The following is a 16,461-nucleotide window of genomic DNA, read 5'->3' on the forward strand; positions in this document are numbered from 1 at the left end:
GTCCGAATTGGCGTCTTCATTCCAACTCGCTCTGGAATAAGGAAAGCTGGAGCAGTGTCACGTGAGGAGCGTCATATCCGTGACGGTGCGTGCCCCGTCATGTTCACGTAATTCAGGTGCTTTTCAAGGGACTTTGGTCTCGGCGACTGCTTCCTGATTCACGGAGTGTGACGGGGAATTCCGGAAAGGGATCAAGGGAATCGCATTCACAGGGAACCGTCACTTGTCCCTTTGCGTCTTGGTCGCTTACGTTCCACACCAATCCGGACGGACGCCCAATCCTGCCGCCGCCCGGTGTCCGCACAACTCACCCGTGAACGGCAGGAGCGGGGGACCCACAGGTACAACCGCCTGGACCGGTCTCCGGAACAGGCTTGGGGTAAAGCCGCGCCGAAACGCGCGGCCGGACATCTCCAGTCCGCACCCGACAGCTCACCTCGCAGGCGCCGGAGAGGAATTCGCCATGCCCGCGAAGGGTAAGCACCGCCGCCCGAAGTCCCCGCGTCTTTCCCGCTCGATCGCCGTCGCCGGAACCGGTGGCGCCGCTCTCGCCCTCCCGCTCATGGGGGCCACCGGCGCCCATGCGGCCACCACGCAGTCCGCTTCCCAGTCGGTTTCCGAAAAGGCCGTCCAGTCCCTTCCGGTGACCCAGAAGAAGGCCGCCGAGAAGAAGAGCGCCGCCGACAACGCGGGTGCGCGCACCTATTCGGTGCGGGTCGGCGACTATCTCTCGAAGATCGCCGACGAGCAGAACGTCACCGGCGGCTGGAAGAAGCTCTACGCCGACAACCGCCAGGCCGTCGGCGACGACCCGTCGCTGATCCACCCCGGCCTGAAGCTCACCATCGGCAAGCAGGCCGCGACGAGCACCACCAAGTCCTCGTCCTCGGCCTCGTCCTCCTCCTCGGCCAAGTCGCAGTCGTCCTCCGCCAAGACGTCCGCCACCCGGACCGCCGAGACCACCAGCACCGCCACCGGCTTCACCCTCCCGGTCTCCGGCGGCACCATCGGCACCGGCTACCACGTGGCCGGCAGCATGTGGTCCAGCGGCTACCACACCGGCGTCGACTTCGTCGTCCCGACCGGCACCTCCCTCAAGGCCGTGGGCGCGGGCACGGTCGTCTCCGCGGGCTGGGGCGGCGCCTACGGCAACCAGGTCGTCATCAAGCTCGCCGACGGCTACTACGCCCAGTACGGCCACCTCTCCCAGCTCTCCGTCTCGGCCGGCCAGACCGTGACCGAGGGCCAGCAGATCGGCCTCTCCGGCGCGACCGGCAACGTCACCGGCCCGCACCTGCACTTCGAGATCCGCACCACGCCGGACTACGGCTCCGACGTGGACCCCGTGGCCTACCTCCGCTCGAAGGGCGTCGCCGTCGGCTGACCCCCGCCGACCCGACCGCCCGACACGCCGCCGAAGGCCGGACCCCGATCCCCGGGTCCGGCCTTCGGTGTGTCCGGCTCCGTCTGTTCGGGTTGCGGTGTTGCGGTCGTGTGGCGGGAGGGGCGGGGGTGTCGACAGGGAGGGGGCGCCGGCGGCACAGTGAACCCCGTTGCCCTGCAAGCGCTTTCTGCATCCGAAGGAGCCCCGCCTGTGACGACCACCCGCAGAGCATTCGGAGCCCTCGCCGCAGGCGCCGCCCTGGCCGCCCTCGCCCCTGCGCAAGGCGCGAGCGCCGCGCCCCGCCGGCGTCTCCTCGCCCACGACGACTTCCGGCGCGGCCTCGGCAAATGGGCCGTAGAACTGGAGAACGGCGGAACGGTCACCGCCTCGCGCGGGACGCTGGAGGTGGACGTACCCGCCGGCGCCACGGTCTGGTTCAGGCGGCGCCTCGACGGGCCGTACGCCATCGAGTACACCGCCACGGCCGTCTCCGAAGGCGGGGTCAACGACCGTGTGTCCGACCTCAACAACTTCTGGAACGCCACCGACGTCCGCTCCCCGGACGACATCTTCGCCACGCGGCGCGGCGGAGCACTGGCCGAGTACGACTACCTCCGCACGTACTACGTCGGCTACGGCGCCAACACCAACACCACGACCCGGCTGCGCCGTTACGTCGGCGAGGCCGGGGTCCGGCCGCTGATCTACGACTACACCGAGCCGCTGCTCGTCGCGAACGAGCCCAACCGGGTCCGGATCGTGTCCGACGGGTCGGCGGTCCGCTGGCGGAACAACGGGCGGCTCGTCTTCGACTACGACGACCAGGACCCGTACACAAGCGGGCATTTCGCCTTCCGGACGACCTGGAGTCATTTCCGGATCAGCGACTTCAGGGTCTGGCGGTTGACCCTTCAACAGCCCTGATCGGAAGGTTATTCCTGGCTTGGGGAGATCTTTAGAAGTGGCTTATCTCACCGCCCGTCAACCCCTTCTTACGGTCGCGTAGGTCACATTCGAAGGTGAATCATGAACAGCGTGGCAGACGATTCGAAGAGTGACAGCAGATCCGTGATCGGGTCGTACGTTGCGGTGGGGGACAGCTTCACCGAGGGCGTCGGCGACCCCGGCCCCGACGGGGCGTTCGTCGGCTGGGCCGACCGGTTCGCGGTGCTGCTCGCGGACCGCAGGCCCGAGGGCGACTTCGGCTACACCAACCTCGCCGTGCGCGGCAAACTGCTCGACCAGATCGTGGCGGACCAGGTTCCGAAGGCTCTTGAGCTGGCGCCGGACCTGGTCTCCTTCTGTGCGGGCGGTAACGACATCATCCGGCCCGGCACCGACCCCGACGAGGTCGCCGAGCGCTTCGAGCGGGCCGTCGTACGGCTCACCGAGGCCGTCGGCACCGTCATGGTGACGACCGGGTTCGACACCCGTGGCGTGCCCGTGCTCAAGCATCTGCGCGGCAAGATCGCCACGTACAACGGGCACGTCCGGGCCATCGCCGACCGGTACGGCTGCCCCGTACTCGACCTGTGGTCCCTGAAGACCGTCCAGGACCGCCGGGCCTGGGACGGCGACCGGCTGCACCTGTCTCCCGAGGGGCACACGCGCGTGGCGCTGCGCGCGGGGCAGGTCCTCGGCCTGGAGGTCCCGGCCGACCCCGACCAGCCCTGGCCGCCGCTCCCGCCGCGCGGCACCCTCGACGTCCGGCGGGACGACGTGCACTGGGCGCGCGAGTACCTGGTGCCGTGGATCGGACGGCGCCTGCGCGGCGAGTCCTCGGGCGACCACGTCACGGCGAAGGGCGCGCTGTCACCGGAGGACATCAAGAGCCGGATCGCCAGGGTGGCTTGAGCTTTCGACGGCGTGAGCCTCAGTGACGTGAGCCCCGGTGACGTGAGAGCGGAGCCGGGGCTCACCGCTCCGACGCGGTCAACGCCTCCCGCTCCAGCCCCAGTTCACGGGCCAGCGCCTCGTCCACCCACTCCTGCGCCCGCGACCGCGACACCGCGCCGGTGTACGAGGTCAGCTGGACGGCGAGTCCGTCCAACAGGGCCGTCAGGCGCAGGGCCGTGCCGGTCGGGTCCGGGCAGCGGAACTCGTCCGCCGCCACGCCTTCAGCGATGACCTCGGCGAGCGCCGCCTTCCACTGCCGGTCGAGGTCCCGGGTGACCTCCTGCAGGGCGGGCTCGCGCAGCGCCGCCGCCCAGCCCTCGATCCACAGCCGCCAGCCCTTGGCCTGCCCGGTCGGCGCGTACCAGCGCACCGCCGAACGCAGCCGCCGCAGCGCCGTCGTACGGCGTCCGAGCAGCTTGCGCAGATGGGCGAGGTCGTCCTCGGCGGCATAGGCGAACGCGGCGGCGACCAGCTTCTCCTTCGTCGAGAAGTGGTACAGCACCAGCGCGTTGCTCACCCCGAGCGCCGAGGCCACGTCGGCGATCCTGACCGCCGCCACGCCCCGCGCCTCGATCTGCTCGATGGCGGCCCGCAGCAACTCCTCACGCCGCTCCGCCACGCTCAACCGCACTCTCGCCACGCCGCCACCCTATTGCGTAGCCGCCGGTGGTGCCGGTCGAGGCCCCCATATGACCGGTTCCGGACCGGGTGCGGACCGGGCGCAGACCTCTTGACACTGCCGTGTGGCCGAGGCCACACTCCCCGCACTACTGACTGTTCGTTCAGTCAGTAGCAGTCGTCGGCCGTCGCCGGCCTTCGTCAGCAGACGTCCGCCAGTAGGAGTCCGCCCGTGACCCACGCACCCGCCACATCCGTCCCCCAGCAGGAACCCGACGGCCCCGACCTCTCCGCGGGCTGGGGCGAGCAGCGCACCCTGCTCCGCAAGGACCTGCGCCGGCGCACCTGCTCGATGGCCCGTTCTTCCTGATCTGCACGCTCGTCGGCCTCGACACCATCGGCTCGGTCGCCGCCCAGGGCCCGCAGGGCCTGACCTGGATGGCGATCCTGGCGCTCGCCTTCTTCCTGCCGTACGGACTGCTGGTCGCCGAACTCGGCGCCGCCTTCCCGGTCCAGGGCGGCCCGTACGTCTGGACCCGGCTGGCCTTCGGCCGCCTCACCGCCGGCGTCAACCAGCTCCTCTACTGGATCTCCAACCCGGTCTGGGTGGGCGGCAGCCTGTGCATCATCGCGCTGACGACCTGGGAGGAGTTCTTCACGCCGCTGCCCGGCGCGTGGAAGTACGCGGCCGGGCTGGTCTTCATCTGGGGCGGTGCGCTGGCCGTCGTCCAGTCGGTCCGCATCGGCAAGTGGGTGCCCATCGCCGGAGCCGTCGCCCGGATCGTGCTGCTCGGATTCTTCCTCGTCTCGGTCGTCGTCTACGCGATACGCAACGGCGTCCACACCCTCCCCGCCGGCGACTTCGCCCCGACGTACGCGGGCTTCGTGGCCCTGGTCCCCGTCCTGATCTTCAACTACGTCGGCTTCGAACTCCCCAGCTCCGCCGCCGAGGAGATGCGCAACCCACGCCGCGACATCCCCCTCTCCATCCTCCGCTCCGGCCTCGCCGCCCTGCTCCTGTACGGCGGCCCCATCCTCGGCATCCTGTTCGTGCTGCCGGGCGACCGGATCGGCAGCCTGGGCGGCTTCATCGACGCCTGCAAGGCCGTCTTCACGGTGTACGGCGGCTCGATCGCGGCCGACGGCACGGTCATGCTCACCGGCTTCGGCGCGGTGTGCGGCGGCATCGCGGCGGCCGGGCTCATCATCGGCCTGCTGACGTCCGGCGTCACCTGGGCGATGGGCGCCCACCGCGCCCAGGCGGTGGCCTGCGCGGACGGCGCGGGACCGGCCTGGCTGGGCCGCATCTCCGAGAAGCACGGCACCCCGGTCCGGGTGAACCTGCTCTCCGCCGTCCTCGCCTCCGCGCTGTTCGTCATCGCGCTCAACCTCACCGGCGGCGACGGCGAGAAGTACTTCGCGGCGGGCCTCGGCCTGACCATCTGCACGACGTTCATCTCGTACGTCATCACGTTCCCGAGCCTGGCCGTGCTGCGCCGCCGCCATCCGGACGTACCCAGGCCGTACGCCGTCCCCGGCGGCCTGCTGGGCGCCCGCCTGGTCAGCGGGCTGGCCACCGTCTTCGTCGCCTTCACCGTCGTCGTACTGATCTGGCCCGGCTTCGGGGTCGGCTGGTTCGGGACGGCGGGCAGCGCGGCGGACTCGCTGCCCGAGTCGTTCGCCGGGCAGCGACTCCAGTACACGCTGAGCCAGGTGGTGCCGCTCGTGGCCTTCGTGGTGCTGGGGCTCGTCTTCTACGCACTCGGGGCGCGGACGCGCCGGGAGAAGGGATAGCGGGGCCGGAGTCAGTCCGGGAACTGGTAGTCGAACCGGATGCGGCCGGCCTGGTCCAGCACCAGGAAGTCCCGGCCGCCTCCGGTCACTTGGCCTTCCTCCCGCTGGAAGGCCTCCCAGCGGAACGTGACCACGTCCCGCACCTGCCGGGGCGTCTCCTGGAGGCGGAAGACGAACGTTCCCGGCGCGACGAACTCCTCGTACGCGCGCGTCACGCGCGCGTGCAGCTCGTCGTGCCCCCTGGCCTCCAGTGCGGCGGTGGTGAAACCGAGGGCCACCGCCTGATCGTGCATCTGCTGGGGCGGCAGCAGGATGTGCTCACCGTCCTGAGCCCACAGGTCGAGCACGGTTTTGCGGCGACTCTCCGGGTCGGGGTCGTTCCACATGTTGATGTAGCGGTCGGCAAGGTCCTGCGCGTCGACGGCGGGCATGGTGCTCCTCCTGTGCGATGAGCTGTGTATGCCCCCGACTCTCGTGCCGCCGGTCCCCGGTCTCAATTCCCGGCAGGGTATGACGCGTTCGGGTCCCGCAGGACGGCGTGCGCGTCCAGGGCGAGCGCGCCGCCTGGGTGCACCAGGAGCGGATTGACCTCCAGGTCGGCGAGTTCCGGATGCTCGGCGGCGGCGCGGGCCACGGCGCACACGGCGGCCGCCGCAGCGTCCAGATGGACGGGCGGAGCGCCGCGCCAGCCCGTCAGCAGGGGCGCGTGCCGCAGTCCGAGCAGCAGGGCACGCGCGCGTGCGTGCGTCAGCGGGGCCAGCGCGAGGGCCGTGTCGGCGAGGAGCTCCGCGGTGACACCGCCGAGCCCCACGAGGGCGACCGGGCCGAAGGAGGGGTCACGGCGGACGCCGACGATGAGTTCATGGGCGTACGGCGGTGTCGCCATGGCCTCCACGGCATAGCGCCCGGCACCGGTGGCCGCGCGCATCCGACGGAAGGCGGCACGCAGGGCCTCCTCGTCGGCGAGACCCAGGGCCACCCCGCCGGCCTCCGTCTTGTGGGCGAGGCCCATCGCCTTGAGGACCAGGGGGTGGCCGACGCGGTGCGCGGCTTCGACGGCCTGATCCGCGTCGGTCACGAACTCGGCGGCGGGGAAGGCGAGTCCGTAGGAGGCGAGGAGTTCGCGGACGGTCTCGTAGCCGCCGTCGCGGATGCGGTACGGGGCGGTCGGCGCCGTCGGTGGGGTGTGCGGGGGCGTGCCGGTGAGCCGTGCGGCCGAGGTGAGCGCCGTCGCGGCCTGTTCGATGCGCTCGTAGACCGGGATGCCGCGCTCGCGCAGGACAGCGAGGGAGGGTGTGTCGCGGGCCATGGTGTGCACGACGAGCCTGCGGCCGGAGGCGTGGGCGGCGTCGGCGAGCAGGACGGCGACCTCGCACTCGCGCGCGGACTGGGCGGGGTTGGCGCTGGCGTAGTCCCCGAAGTACCCGGTGAGAACGACGGCGTCCGCCTCCCCGCCGACCAGCAACTCACCCGCCACGCGCGCGTACACCCCGAGATCGGCCTCACCGGCACCGGCCAGATCGACAGGGTTACGACAACCGGCACCGGCCGGCAGCAGCGCGGCGAGCCGGGACACGGTGTATGGGGACAGCGCGGGCACATCGGCACCGCGCACGGCGAACGCGTCGGCGGCGAGGGCACCTTGACCGCCGCTGTCGCCGACTATGGCTACGCGGAGGGGGTGGAGGGGTGGGGACGGGTATGCCGGGTGGATCGGCGCGGGGGCGTTCTGGGCGGGTGGGCGTGCGGAGGACGGGCTGGTGTCTGGGGCGGGCGGGTGCGTGGAGGGTGGTCGGGTGTCCGGAGCCGGCAGGTGGGCGGAGGGCGGCGGGGTGTCTGGGGCGGACAGATGTGCGGCGGGTGGCCCGCTGTTTGGGGCGAGTGGGTGTGCGGCGGGTGGCCGGGTGACTGGGGTCGGCAGGTGTGCGGAAGGCGGCCGAGCGTCCAGAGCGGGCGGGTGTGTGCCCTGAGCGGCTGGGAGTGGAGGTGGCCGGTGAAGGCCCTTGTCGGCCGGAGAGACCACCGTCCCGACCCCGCCGCCGGGCGCAGCCAGCAAACACAGCGCCGTGTCCACCAGTTCCCCCGCCGACTCCAGGAGCAGCGCCCCGCTGTCCCGGCACACCGCAGCCACCGTCGCGTACGGGCTCACCAGTGCGCCCGTGTGGGACGCGGCGGCCCCCTTGGACGCGGTGCTGCGGCCGACCGTCAGGAGGAGTACCGGCTTGCCGGCCGTGTGTGCCGCGGTGAGGGCGCGGGCCAGGCGGCGGCCGTCGCGGAAGTCCTCGATGTACGCGGCGATCACCCGCGTCGGGCCGTGGGTGATCAGTGCCTCCAGGGCGTCCGCCGCCTCGATGTCGCGCTGGTTGCCGAGGGAGACGAAGCGGGAGAATCCCTGACCCGCGCGGGCGAGCAGGCGGCCGATCTCCAGGGCGAGGTTGCCGCTCTGCGAGACCAGGCCGACCGCGCCCGCCGGGAAGTCGCCCCAGCTGAGCCGCAGTTGGGTGGTCGTGTCGACGAGGCCCATGCAGTTGGGGCCGAGCAGCCGGGCCCCGCCGCCGGTCACCAGCGCTGCGAGGGCCCGCTCCTCGGCGGGGTCGTTGCCCGAGGTGATGACGGTGAAGCAGCGCGCGCCCGCCGCGAGGCCCTCGGCCACCACCGGACGCACCTGCGCGGGCGGCACGGCGACGACGACGTGCTCGCAGGGCAGTCCGTCGAGGCCGGTACGGAAGCCGACCCCGTCGAGGGTGCCGCCGCGCCGGTTCACGAGGTGCACGGCCCGGCGATCGCGTCCGGCGAGGGCGCCCTTGGCCAGCCAGTACCCCCACTTCTCGGGGTTGCCGGAGGCACCGACGACGGCGACCGAGCGTGGATCGAACAAGGCGTCGGGGAGGGCGGCTGCACCGGGCGCGGCCGCTGTATCGGGCGCGGCGGCTCCATTGGGCGCGGCCGCTGCATCCGGCGCGGCGGCTCCCTCGGGCCGGGGGAGATCCCCGGCCGCCGCTCCACTGGCGCTCGGCTCCCCGGCGAGTAGGCCCCCAGCCTCCGTCCCCCCGCCGACCAGGCCCCCCACCCCCGACCCCCCATCCACCGTCACCGATACCACCCGAACCGCTCCGAGATCACCGGCAACCGGTCCGCGACGATCGCATGCGCGGCCGCCCTCGGGGTCGTCCCGTCGGCCTCTGCCCGGGCCAGCATCTGTTCGACCAGGGCCCGCATCGAGCGGCGCGTGTGGGTGAACGCCTCGTCCGCGTCGGGGCCGATGTCGCCGAACAGGGTCCACCACCACCACGCGTTCGTACCGGAGTTGACGACCACGTCCGGCAGCACGGTGACACCGCGGGCCGCGAGCAGTTCCTCCGCCTCCGGAAGCACCGGCATGTTGGCCGCCTCGACGATCCAACGGGCCGTGATCCGCCCCTGGTTGGCGATGTCGATGGCGTACGAGACCGCCGCCGGCACCAGCACCTCCGCCCCGGCCGACAGCCAGGCGTCACCGGGCAGTTCACGGTCCCCGGGACGCAGCGCGGCCCGGTCCACGGTGCCGTACGAGTCGCGGGCCGCGAGCAGCGCCTCGACGTCCAGGCCCGCCGGGTTGGCGATCGTGCCCTTGATATCGGCGACGGCGACGACCGTGAGCCCCGCGCGCGAGAGGAAGCGTGCCGTGGCCCCGCCCATCGTGCCGAGCCCCTGCACGGCGACCCGCGTGCCCTGGTACGGCACACCGGCCCGGTCCAGGGCCGCCAGCGCCGCCTCGGCCACCCCGCAGCCGCCGGCCAGTTCGTCGAGCCCGATGCCGTCCACCTCGACCGCGAAGGCGTCCGCGAGCCGCCGCCGGGCCGTCGCCTCGTCGTCGAGCAGCGGGTAGACGGCCTGGATGGAGGAGACAAGACCCGCCTCCTCCGCCGCCCGGTCCACCAGGTCCTGGGTGAGACCGAGGTCCTCACCGGTGGTCCAGAAGCTCTCGATGTACGGCTTCATGGCCCGCAGGTAACGCACCAGGAGTGCGTACGCCCCCGGGTCCTGGGGGTCGCAGTCGATGCCGCCCTTGGCTCCGCCGAGAGGGATGTAGCGGCCCTCGGGGTTGTAGTGCAGGGCCTCCTTCATCGTCATCCCGCGCGCGAGGCCGGCGACCTCGTCGAGCGTGCAGCCCTCGCGCATCCGCAGTCCGCCGCTGGAGACACCGCGCACCAGGCGGTCGACGACCAGGAAGCCCTGGCGGCCGGTGAGATGGTCGGTCCAGGTGAGCGACATCAGGGGGGCGGTCATGCGGTCTCCTCGGGGATGACGATCAGGGTGGGGCCGGGCCGCTCCAGGGCCTCGGCGAGGGCGTGGCGGAGTTCCGCCGGGCTGCACGCGCGCGTGCCGTGTCCGCCGTAGGCGCGGGCCAGGGCCGGCAGGTCGACCGGCGGGAGGTCGACGGCGGTCGGCGTGTCGCCGCGCGCCGTCATCTCGTCGCGGATCTCGCCGTAACCCCCGTTGTCGAACACCACTATGGGCAAGGGGAGTTGCAGCTGCACCGCGGTCGCCAGTTCCTGCACCGTGAACTGCAGGCCGCCGTCGCCGCTGAGCGCCACCACCTGCCGGCCGGGCCGCGCCACCTTGGCGCCGATCGCGGCGGGCAGGGCGTAGCCGAGGGTGCCGAAGCCGGTGGGGTGGAGGTAGCGGCCGGCGGGGTCGAGGGGGAGGTGGGGGAGGGCGCCGTAATAGCAGCACTGGGCGCTGTCGGAGGTGACGACCGCGTCCTCGGCGAGCACGGAACGTATCGCCTTCAGGTACGGGATCCAGCGCGCGTCCCGCTCGGCGGTCTCGGCGTCGCGGGTGGAGCGGAGGGCGGTGACGTCGTCCGGCACGCGCGCGTGGAGCGGTAGTTCGCGCACTAGAGCTTCCAGGACGGCTCGCGCGTCACCTACGAGCGGTACGTCCGCCGGTGTGCCCGCGTGCATCTGGTCCGGGTCGATGTCGACGCGGATCAGGGTGCCGTCGAGCTGGGGCGGGTCGGTCCAGAAATCGGACTCGGCCAGCTCGGTGCCGACGGCGAGGACGGCGTCCCGGGTGGCGAGCCACTTCTGGACCGCCGGGCTGTGCAGCGAGACCCCGAGCGACAGGGGATGCGTCTCCGGGACGGTGCCCTTGCCGTTCGCCGTGGTGACGACCGGGGCGCCGAGCCTTTCGGCGAGGGCCAGGCAGGCCCGTCCGGCGTTGCGTGCGCCGCCGCCGAGCACCAGGGCCGGTCGCCGGGCCCCGGAGAGGACCCGCACGGCTTCCCGTACGACAGGGGTCGGCCGGGGGACGGGCGGAGACAGCCGTACCGGCCCCAGCGGCTCCGCCGCCTCCAGGAGGTCCAGCGGGATCTCGATGTGCGCGGGGCGCGGCCGTCCCGTACGGAACAGGGTGAACGCGCGCGCAACCGCCGAGTCGATCTCGGCGACGGACGAGACGCGGTGGCTGAACGCGGCCACGCCCCGCAGCGCGTCCGTCTGGCTGCGCATCTCGTGCAGCAGACCGGTGGACAGGCGTGGATGGCGCAGCGGCATGCCGGGGGAGACGACGAGCAGCGGCACGCTGTCCGAGTACGCCTGGCCGACGGCCGCCGCCGCGTTGAGCAGGGCGGGGCCGGTCGTGGTGAGGACGACACCGGGGCGGCCCGTCACGCGCGCGTACCCGTCGGCGGCGTAGCCGGCTCCCTGTTCGTGACGGGGCGTCATATGCCGTATCCCATAGGCCCCGAGGTGCCGGTAGACCTCCAGGTTGTGTGTGCCCGGGATGCCGAAGACCTGGGTGACGCCATGCCCGCACAGAGCGCGCACCACGGCCTCGCCGCCGGTCAGGAGCCCGCCCTTCGCGAGGCTCCTGAAGGGACCCGCGCCCATCACAGGCTCCGCGAGATCACGAGCCGCATGATGTCCGAGGTGCCTTCCTCGATCTCCTCCAGCTTGGCGTCCCGCATCCACTGCTCCACCGGGAACTCGCGCGAGTAGCCCCAGCCGCCCAGCGTCTGCACGGCCGCCCAGGTGCAGTACGCGGCGGTCTCGGACGCCGTCAGCTTCGCCATGGCCGCCTCGGCGGTCGCGTTCAGACCGGCGTCGAGGCGCCGTGCGGCCCGCCAGGTCATCAGCCGGGACTGCTCCACGCGCGTGCGCATGTCGGCGAGCCGGAACGCGACCGCCTGGTGCTCGACGATCGGCTTTCCGAACTGCTGCCGCTCGCGCGCGTAGTCACGCGCGTACTCGTACGCGGCCCGCGCCACGCCGGTCGCGGCCGCGCCCAGCACCGCGCGCGAGATGTCGAAGGTCCGCATCAGCCCGTGGAAACCCTGCCCCTCCGCGCCGAGCCGGTGCTCCTCGGGCACGAAGGCGTCCTGGAGGAAGACCTCCCGGCACACGATCGCGCGCTGGCCCATCTTCTTCATCGGCTCCCCGAAGGAGACGCCCTCGGTGCCCTTGCGCAGCAGGAACGCGCTCACCCCGCGCGAGCGCTGCGCCGGGTCGGTCTTGGCGAACACGACGTACTGCTCGGCCTCGCCCGCGTTGGAGATCCACGCCTTCTGGCCGTTGAGCAGGTAGCCGCCGTCCGTGCGACGGGCCGTCGTGACGATCGAGGCGGCGTCGGAGCCCGCGCCCGGCTCGGTGGTCGCCAGGGCCGTCATCGGGGTGTCCGGGCCGGTCAGCGGGGTCAGCCACTCCCGCTTCTGCTCCTCGGTGCCCAGCTCGAGGACCGGGTCGGCGAAGAAGCCGTTCGAGCACAGCAGGTTGCCGATGCCCAGGTCGCCCACGCACAGCTCCTCCTGCACCAGGACTTGCGTGAAGACGTCGGTGAAACCGCCCCCGCCGTACTCCTCCGGGAGCATGAAGCCGGTGATGCCCACCTTGGCGGCCTTGCGCCACAGGTCCCAGGGCGTCTGGACGTCCGCCTCGTCGACGGCACGCGCGCGTGGCCGTATCTCCTCGCGCGCGAACGCACGCGTGAGGTCCACGATGTCGCGCTGCTCCTGGCTGAGCGGAACCAACTCGGTGGGGAGGTCGGACATGGTGCCTCCAACAGGCCGCGGGAGAAGCTCACCGACTGACGATTACTGAACCGTCAGTCAGTATCGAAAGCCGCCCGGCCTTCTGTCAACGTCCTGAACGGATCATCAGTAGGCTGCGGCGCGCCGAGGGATTTCTTTGGGTTTTCTTTGGAAAGCACCCGGCAGGACCCGGACGAGCGGGGTGTTGTCAGAGGAGCGGACCATAATGGAACGCCTCACCGACTCCACCTGGAGGTACCGTGTCCGGTTTCCGTTCCCTGAGCTCCGGGCTCCGCGCGCTGCAGCCCGCGGCCTTCGGCGCGGACCCGAGCGGTGAGCGCCTCGCTCGTATCCGCAGATCACCGCACTTCAAGGACGGGGTCTTCCAGAATCCCGGCGGCACCGCCCGGACCCGCCCCTCCGGTTCCGCCCTGGACTTCGCGAAGGTCTTCTTCGACAGGGACGAGCGGCCCCGGCGCGCCCCCAAGGGCAACATCCCGGTGCACGCCACCACCCTCGCCGACATCGCGAAGCCGCCCGCCACCGGACTGCGGCTGACCTGGATGGGGCACTCCAGCGTGCTCGCGGAGATCGACGGACGGCGGGTGCTCTTCGACCCGGTGTGGGGCGAGCGCTGCTCCCCGTTCTCCTTCGTGGGACCCAAGCGCCTGCACCCGGTGCCGGTGCCGATCGCCGCGCTCGGCCCGATCGACGTCGTGGTCATCTCGCACGACCACTACGACCACCTGGACCTCCCGACGATCAAGGCGCTGGCCGGCACGGACACGCTGTTCGCCGTACCGCTCGGGGTGGGTGAGCACCTCGAACTCTGGGGTGTCTCCGCCGACCGGATCCGCGAGCTGGACTGGCACGAGGCGACCAAGGTCGGCGGCCTGACCCTCACCGCCACCCCGGCCCGCCACTTCTGCGGCCGCGGGCTGCGCAACACCCAGCACACGCTGTGGGCGTCCTGGTCCGTCGCCGGCGAGGAGCACCGGATCTACCACAGCGGCGACACCGGGTACTTCGAGGGCTTCAAGGACATCGGCGCCGAGCACGGGCCGTTCGACGCCACGATGATCCAGATCGGCGCGTACTCCGACTTCTGGCCGGACATCCACATGACGCCCGAGGAGGGCATGCGCGCCCACCTCGACCTCCAGGGCGGGCAGCCGCACGGCGTGATGATGCCGATCCACTGGGCGACGTTCAACCTGGCGACCCACCCGTGGGCGGAGCCCGGCGAGGGCACCGTCGCGGCCGCCCGGGCCACCGGCTCCCGCATCGCCGTACCCCGTCCCGGCGAGCCCTTCGAACCCACGGCGGAGACCGTGCCGACGAACCCCTGGTGGCGGGCGGTCGCGCAGGCGCCGAAGGGCGGCTGGCCGGCCGTGGAGGCGGTGCAGGACGCGGTCGCCAAGACGGTGGTCGGGGTCGAGTCCGTACAGGCGCAGGGGAAGACGGCCGAGGGCACGGGAGAGCCCGAGACGGTTCCCGCGGGCTGAGGCGTCGGGTGGCGATCGGGGCCGGTGCCAGGGGGATGCCCGGCCTGCGACGGCCAGGGCGGCCCGCGGTCCGGCAGGATGCGGGAGGATGCCGGCATGAGGCGGGAGCAGGCCGTCACCCTCGGCGTCGATCTGGCCGCCAGTGCTCGGCGTACCGCCGTGTGCCGGGCGGTCTGGGGCGACGAAGGCGCCCTTGACGTGGAGTTCCTCGTCCCGGACGGGGACGAGGAACTGCTGGCGCTGGTCCGGGACGCCGACAAGACCGGGCTCGACTGTCCGCTCGGGTGGCCCTCGGACTTCGTGGCGACCGTGCTCGCCCACCATCAGGGGGTACGGCTGCCCGTCCCGGACCGGTTCGAGGCGCGGGCGGACGGCAGGCCCGGGCTCGACCCGCTGCGGTTCCGGCTGACGGACGACCTCACCTGGAAGGCGACCTCGATGAGGCCGCCGCTGTCCGTCTCCACCGACCTGCTGGGCGTGGTCGCCCTGCGCGCCGCCCGCCTCCTCGACGCCCTCGCGGCGGCCGGTGCACCGGTGCCGCGGGACGGGTCGGGATCGGTCGCCGAGGTGTACCCGGCCGCCGCGCTGCGGCTGTGGGGGATCCGCCCGGCCCGCAGCTACAAGAACGCAGGACCCGAAGCCCGCGAGATCCGGGAGCACATCCTCCACTCACTGGAAACGGGCCTCGGACTGGCCCTGCCCGAGCCCGTCCGCGAGCAGTGCGCCGACAGCCACGACCATCTCGACGCCCTGGTCTGCGCGCTGGTCGCCAGTGCCGTCCTGGCCGGGCACACCCGGTGGCCGCGGACGCCGGCCGAGTACTCGGCCGCATCGCAGGAGGGCTGGATCCATCTGCCGGCGGGGGACCTCGCGGTACTCAGGAATGCTCCGGCCCGTCGACATTGAACGTGGACTGCCCGGTCCCGGACCGCATGACGATGATGTCGGCCGGCTGCGCCGTGGGGTTGCCCTCGCGGTGCACGGCGCCCTTCGGGACGTACACGAAGTCCCCGGGGCCCGCGTCCACGATCCGTGAGCCGTCCGGGCCGAACTCCATGCGCAGGGAGCCGGTCAGGACGTAGATCACCGACTCGTACTCGCCGTGGTGATGCCAGCCGGACACCGCCCCGGCCTCGGTGCGGACGAACCCCGACCACGTCCCCTCGGTGGCGAACGCCTCCTGACGGTCCATCCCCGGCGTGCTGGGCCCGGGCCTGCGATCACCGGGTCGTGCCACGGCGACTTCGTCGTGTCGGCGCTCCATGACGGCTCCTTCCGCCCGGGCCGCCGTGGACCCGGGCCGGCACTGAACGGGTGGTCACGTCTCCCCGTCAGGCTAGCCGTGATCCGCCTCCACCAGCGGCGGTCCGTGATGTGATGGCGCCGTGAGCCGTGCCGCAGAGGAGAGCAATCGCCGGATGCTCCGGGCCCGGGACGCCATGGACCGTGCCTATGCGCAGCCGCTGGACGTGGCGGACCTGGCGCGGATCGCGCATGTCTCCCCGGCCCACTTCAGCCGCACGTTCCGCGCCACCTTCGGCGAGACCCCGCACCGCTACCTGCAGCGCCGCCGGGTCGAGCGCGCGATGTTCCTGCTGCGGGAGACCGACCGCAGTGTCACGGACATCTGCTTCGACGTCGGCTTCGGCAGCCCGGGCACCTTCAGCCGCACCTTCCGCGACATCGTCGGCCGCTCACCGCGCGAGTACCGCAAGCAGGCGGTGGCCGTGGACGTGCCCACCTGCTTCACCATGGCCTGGTTGCGGCCGGGCGCCTGACGGCCGGCCGACAGAGCAGTTCTGGATAAGTTTTCGCGAGGCCCGCGCCGTAGCGTGATGCCCATGTTCACAGCCATCACGCACTCGCAGATCTACGTCCTCGACCAGGACGAGGCCATCGACTTCTACGTCGGCAAGCTCGGCCTGGAGGTCAACACCGACGCCGATCTCGGCATCATGCGCTGGCTCACCGTCAGCGTCCCCGGCCACCCCGACCGCGAGGTCCTCCTGGAGCGCCCCGGACCGCCGCGGCTGTCCGAGGAGACCGCTGAGCAGGTCCGCGACCTGCTCACCAAGGGCGCGACCGGCGGCTACCTGATCTTCGGCACCGAGGACTGCCGCAAGACATACGAGACCCTCAAGGCGAAGGGCGTCGAGTTCACCGAGGAGCCCACCGAGCGGCCGTACGGAATCGACTGCGCACTGCGCGACCCCTTCGGCAACAGCATCCGCTTCACCCAGCCGAAGGCGTGAGCC

16 protein-coding genes and 1 riboswitch are annotated in these 16,461 nt (G+C 72.0%); of the genes, 9 read left to right on the top strand and 7 right to left on the bottom strand.

Going from position 1 to position 16,461, the window contains the following annotated elements:
* The first annotated feature begins 293 nt into the window (after positions 1-293).
* Positions 294-459: riboswitch (cyclic di-AMP (ydaO/yuaA leader) on the top strand.
* Between the two features lie 4 nt (positions 460-463).
* The 3 genes from ABZ848_RS15715 (at position 464) to ABZ848_RS15725 (ending at position 3,238) form a co-directional block, all read left to right on the top strand.
* The gene (locus ABZ848_RS15715) at positions 464-1,384 is read left to right on the top strand and encodes a LysM peptidoglycan-binding domain-containing M23 family metallopeptidase (RefSeq protein ID WP_360831323.1); all 921 of its coding nucleotides are present in this window, start codon (positions 464-466) and stop codon (positions 1,382-1,384) included.
* Positions 1,385-1,594: 210 nt separating this feature from the next.
* The gene (locus ABZ848_RS15720) at positions 1,595-2,308 is read left to right on the top strand and encodes a DUF6250 domain-containing protein (protein ID WP_360831326.1); all 714 of its coding nucleotides are present in this window, start codon (positions 1,595-1,597) and stop codon (positions 2,306-2,308) included.
* A 144-nt stretch (positions 2,309-2,452) separates the two neighbouring features.
* Positions 2,453-3,238: an SGNH/GDSL hydrolase family protein gene (locus tag ABZ848_RS15725; protein ID WP_360831935.1), complete on the top strand. Its 786-nt coding sequence runs from the start codon at positions 2,453-2,455 to the stop codon at positions 3,236-3,238.
* Between the two features lie 61 nt (positions 3,239-3,299).
* Here ABZ848_RS15725 and ABZ848_RS15730 read toward each other — a convergent pair whose 3' ends face one another.
* Positions 3,300-3,920, bottom strand: coding sequence for a TetR/AcrR family transcriptional regulator (locus ABZ848_RS15730; protein ID WP_360831329.1), 621 nt, complete (start codon positions 3,918-3,920; stop codon positions 3,300-3,302).
* A 210-nt stretch (positions 3,921-4,130) separates the two neighbouring features.
* Between ABZ848_RS15730 and ABZ848_RS15735 the strand changes: the two genes are divergently transcribed.
* Together ABZ848_RS15735 and ABZ848_RS15740 are read left to right on the top strand one after the other, a co-directional pair.
* Positions 4,131-4,268, top strand: a complete 138-nt coding sequence (locus ABZ848_RS15735; protein WP_360831332.1) for a hypothetical protein — start codon at positions 4,131-4,133, stop codon at positions 4,266-4,268.
* Positions 4,269-4,294: 26 nt separating this feature from the next.
* Positions 4,295-5,692, top strand: coding sequence for an APC family permease (locus tag ABZ848_RS15740; RefSeq protein WP_360831937.1), 1,398 nt, complete (start codon positions 4,295-4,297; stop codon positions 5,690-5,692).
* Between the two features lie 11 nt (positions 5,693-5,703).
* Here the strand turns inward: ABZ848_RS15740 and ABZ848_RS15745 are convergent, their stop codons facing one another.
* From ABZ848_RS15745 to ABZ848_RS15765, 5 genes are all read right to left on the bottom strand, one after another.
* Positions 5,704-6,123 carry a hypothetical protein gene (locus ABZ848_RS15745; protein ID WP_360831335.1) on the bottom strand — a complete coding sequence of 140 codons (420 nt, stop codon included), beginning with the start codon at positions 6,121-6,123 and terminating at the stop codon, positions 5,704-5,706.
* A 62-nt stretch (positions 6,124-6,185) separates the two neighbouring features.
* A complete protein-coding gene (locus ABZ848_RS15750) occupies positions 6,186-8,570 on the bottom strand; it encodes an acetate--CoA ligase family protein (RefSeq protein ID WP_360831337.1) in 2,385 nt (794 codons plus the stop codon).
* 212 nt (positions 8,571-8,782) lie between these two features.
* Positions 8,783-9,961: a Glu/Leu/Phe/Val dehydrogenase dimerization domain-containing protein gene (locus ABZ848_RS15755; RefSeq protein WP_360831340.1), complete on the bottom strand. Its 1,179-nt coding sequence runs from the start codon at positions 9,959-9,961 to the stop codon at positions 8,783-8,785.
* Positions 9,958-11,565, bottom strand: a complete 1,608-nt coding sequence (locus tag ABZ848_RS15760; protein WP_360831343.1) for a 5-guanidino-2-oxopentanoate decarboxylase — start codon at positions 11,563-11,565, stop codon at positions 9,958-9,960. Before ABZ848_RS15760 ends, ABZ848_RS15755 begins: the two co-directional genes overlap by 4 nt.
* On the bottom strand, positions 11,565-12,722 hold the full coding sequence (locus ABZ848_RS15765) for an acyl-CoA dehydrogenase family protein (RefSeq protein WP_360831346.1): 1,158 nt from the start codon (positions 12,720-12,722) through the stop codon (positions 11,565-11,567). The genes ABZ848_RS15760 and ABZ848_RS15765 overlap by 1 nt, the downstream gene beginning before the upstream one ends.
* A gap of 239 nt (positions 12,723-12,961) precedes the next feature.
* On the opposite strand from ABZ848_RS15765, the gene ABZ848_RS15770 reads away from it, so the two are divergent.
* Together ABZ848_RS15770 and ABZ848_RS15775 are read left to right on the top strand one after the other, a co-directional pair.
* A complete protein-coding gene (locus ABZ848_RS15770; protein WP_360831349.1) occupies positions 12,962-14,206 on the top strand; it encodes an MBL fold metallo-hydrolase in 1,245 nt (414 codons plus the stop codon).
* Between the two features lie 96 nt (positions 14,207-14,302).
* Positions 14,303-15,112, top strand: coding sequence for a DUF429 domain-containing protein (locus ABZ848_RS15775; RefSeq protein ID WP_360831352.1), 810 nt, complete (start codon positions 14,303-14,305; stop codon positions 15,110-15,112).
* On the opposite strand, the gene ABZ848_RS15780 is transcribed toward ABZ848_RS15775, so the two are convergent.
* Positions 15,084-15,470: a cupin domain-containing protein gene (locus tag ABZ848_RS15780; RefSeq protein WP_360831354.1), complete on the bottom strand. Its 387-nt coding sequence runs from the start codon at positions 15,468-15,470 to the stop codon at positions 15,084-15,086. The genes ABZ848_RS15775 and ABZ848_RS15780 overlap by 29 nt on opposite strands.
* 121 nt (positions 15,471-15,591) lie before the next feature.
* Here ABZ848_RS15780 and ABZ848_RS15785 point away from each other — a divergent pair, with 121 nt between their 5' ends.
* Both ABZ848_RS15785 and ABZ848_RS15790 read left to right on the top strand, forming a co-directional pair.
* Positions 15,592-15,984: an AraC family transcriptional regulator gene (locus ABZ848_RS15785; RefSeq protein ID WP_360831357.1), complete on the top strand. Its 393-nt coding sequence runs from the start codon at positions 15,592-15,594 to the stop codon at positions 15,982-15,984.
* 63 nt (positions 15,985-16,047) lie between these two features.
* Positions 16,048-16,458, top strand: a complete 411-nt coding sequence (locus tag ABZ848_RS15790; RefSeq protein WP_360831360.1) for a VOC family protein — start codon at positions 16,048-16,050, stop codon at positions 16,456-16,458.
* Positions 16,459-16,461: the final 3 nt, after the last annotated feature.

This window comes from Streptomyces sp. NPDC047081 (assembly GCF_040643775.1).
Classification (GTDB): Bacteria; Actinomycetota; Actinomycetes; order Streptomycetales; family Streptomycetaceae; genus Streptomyces.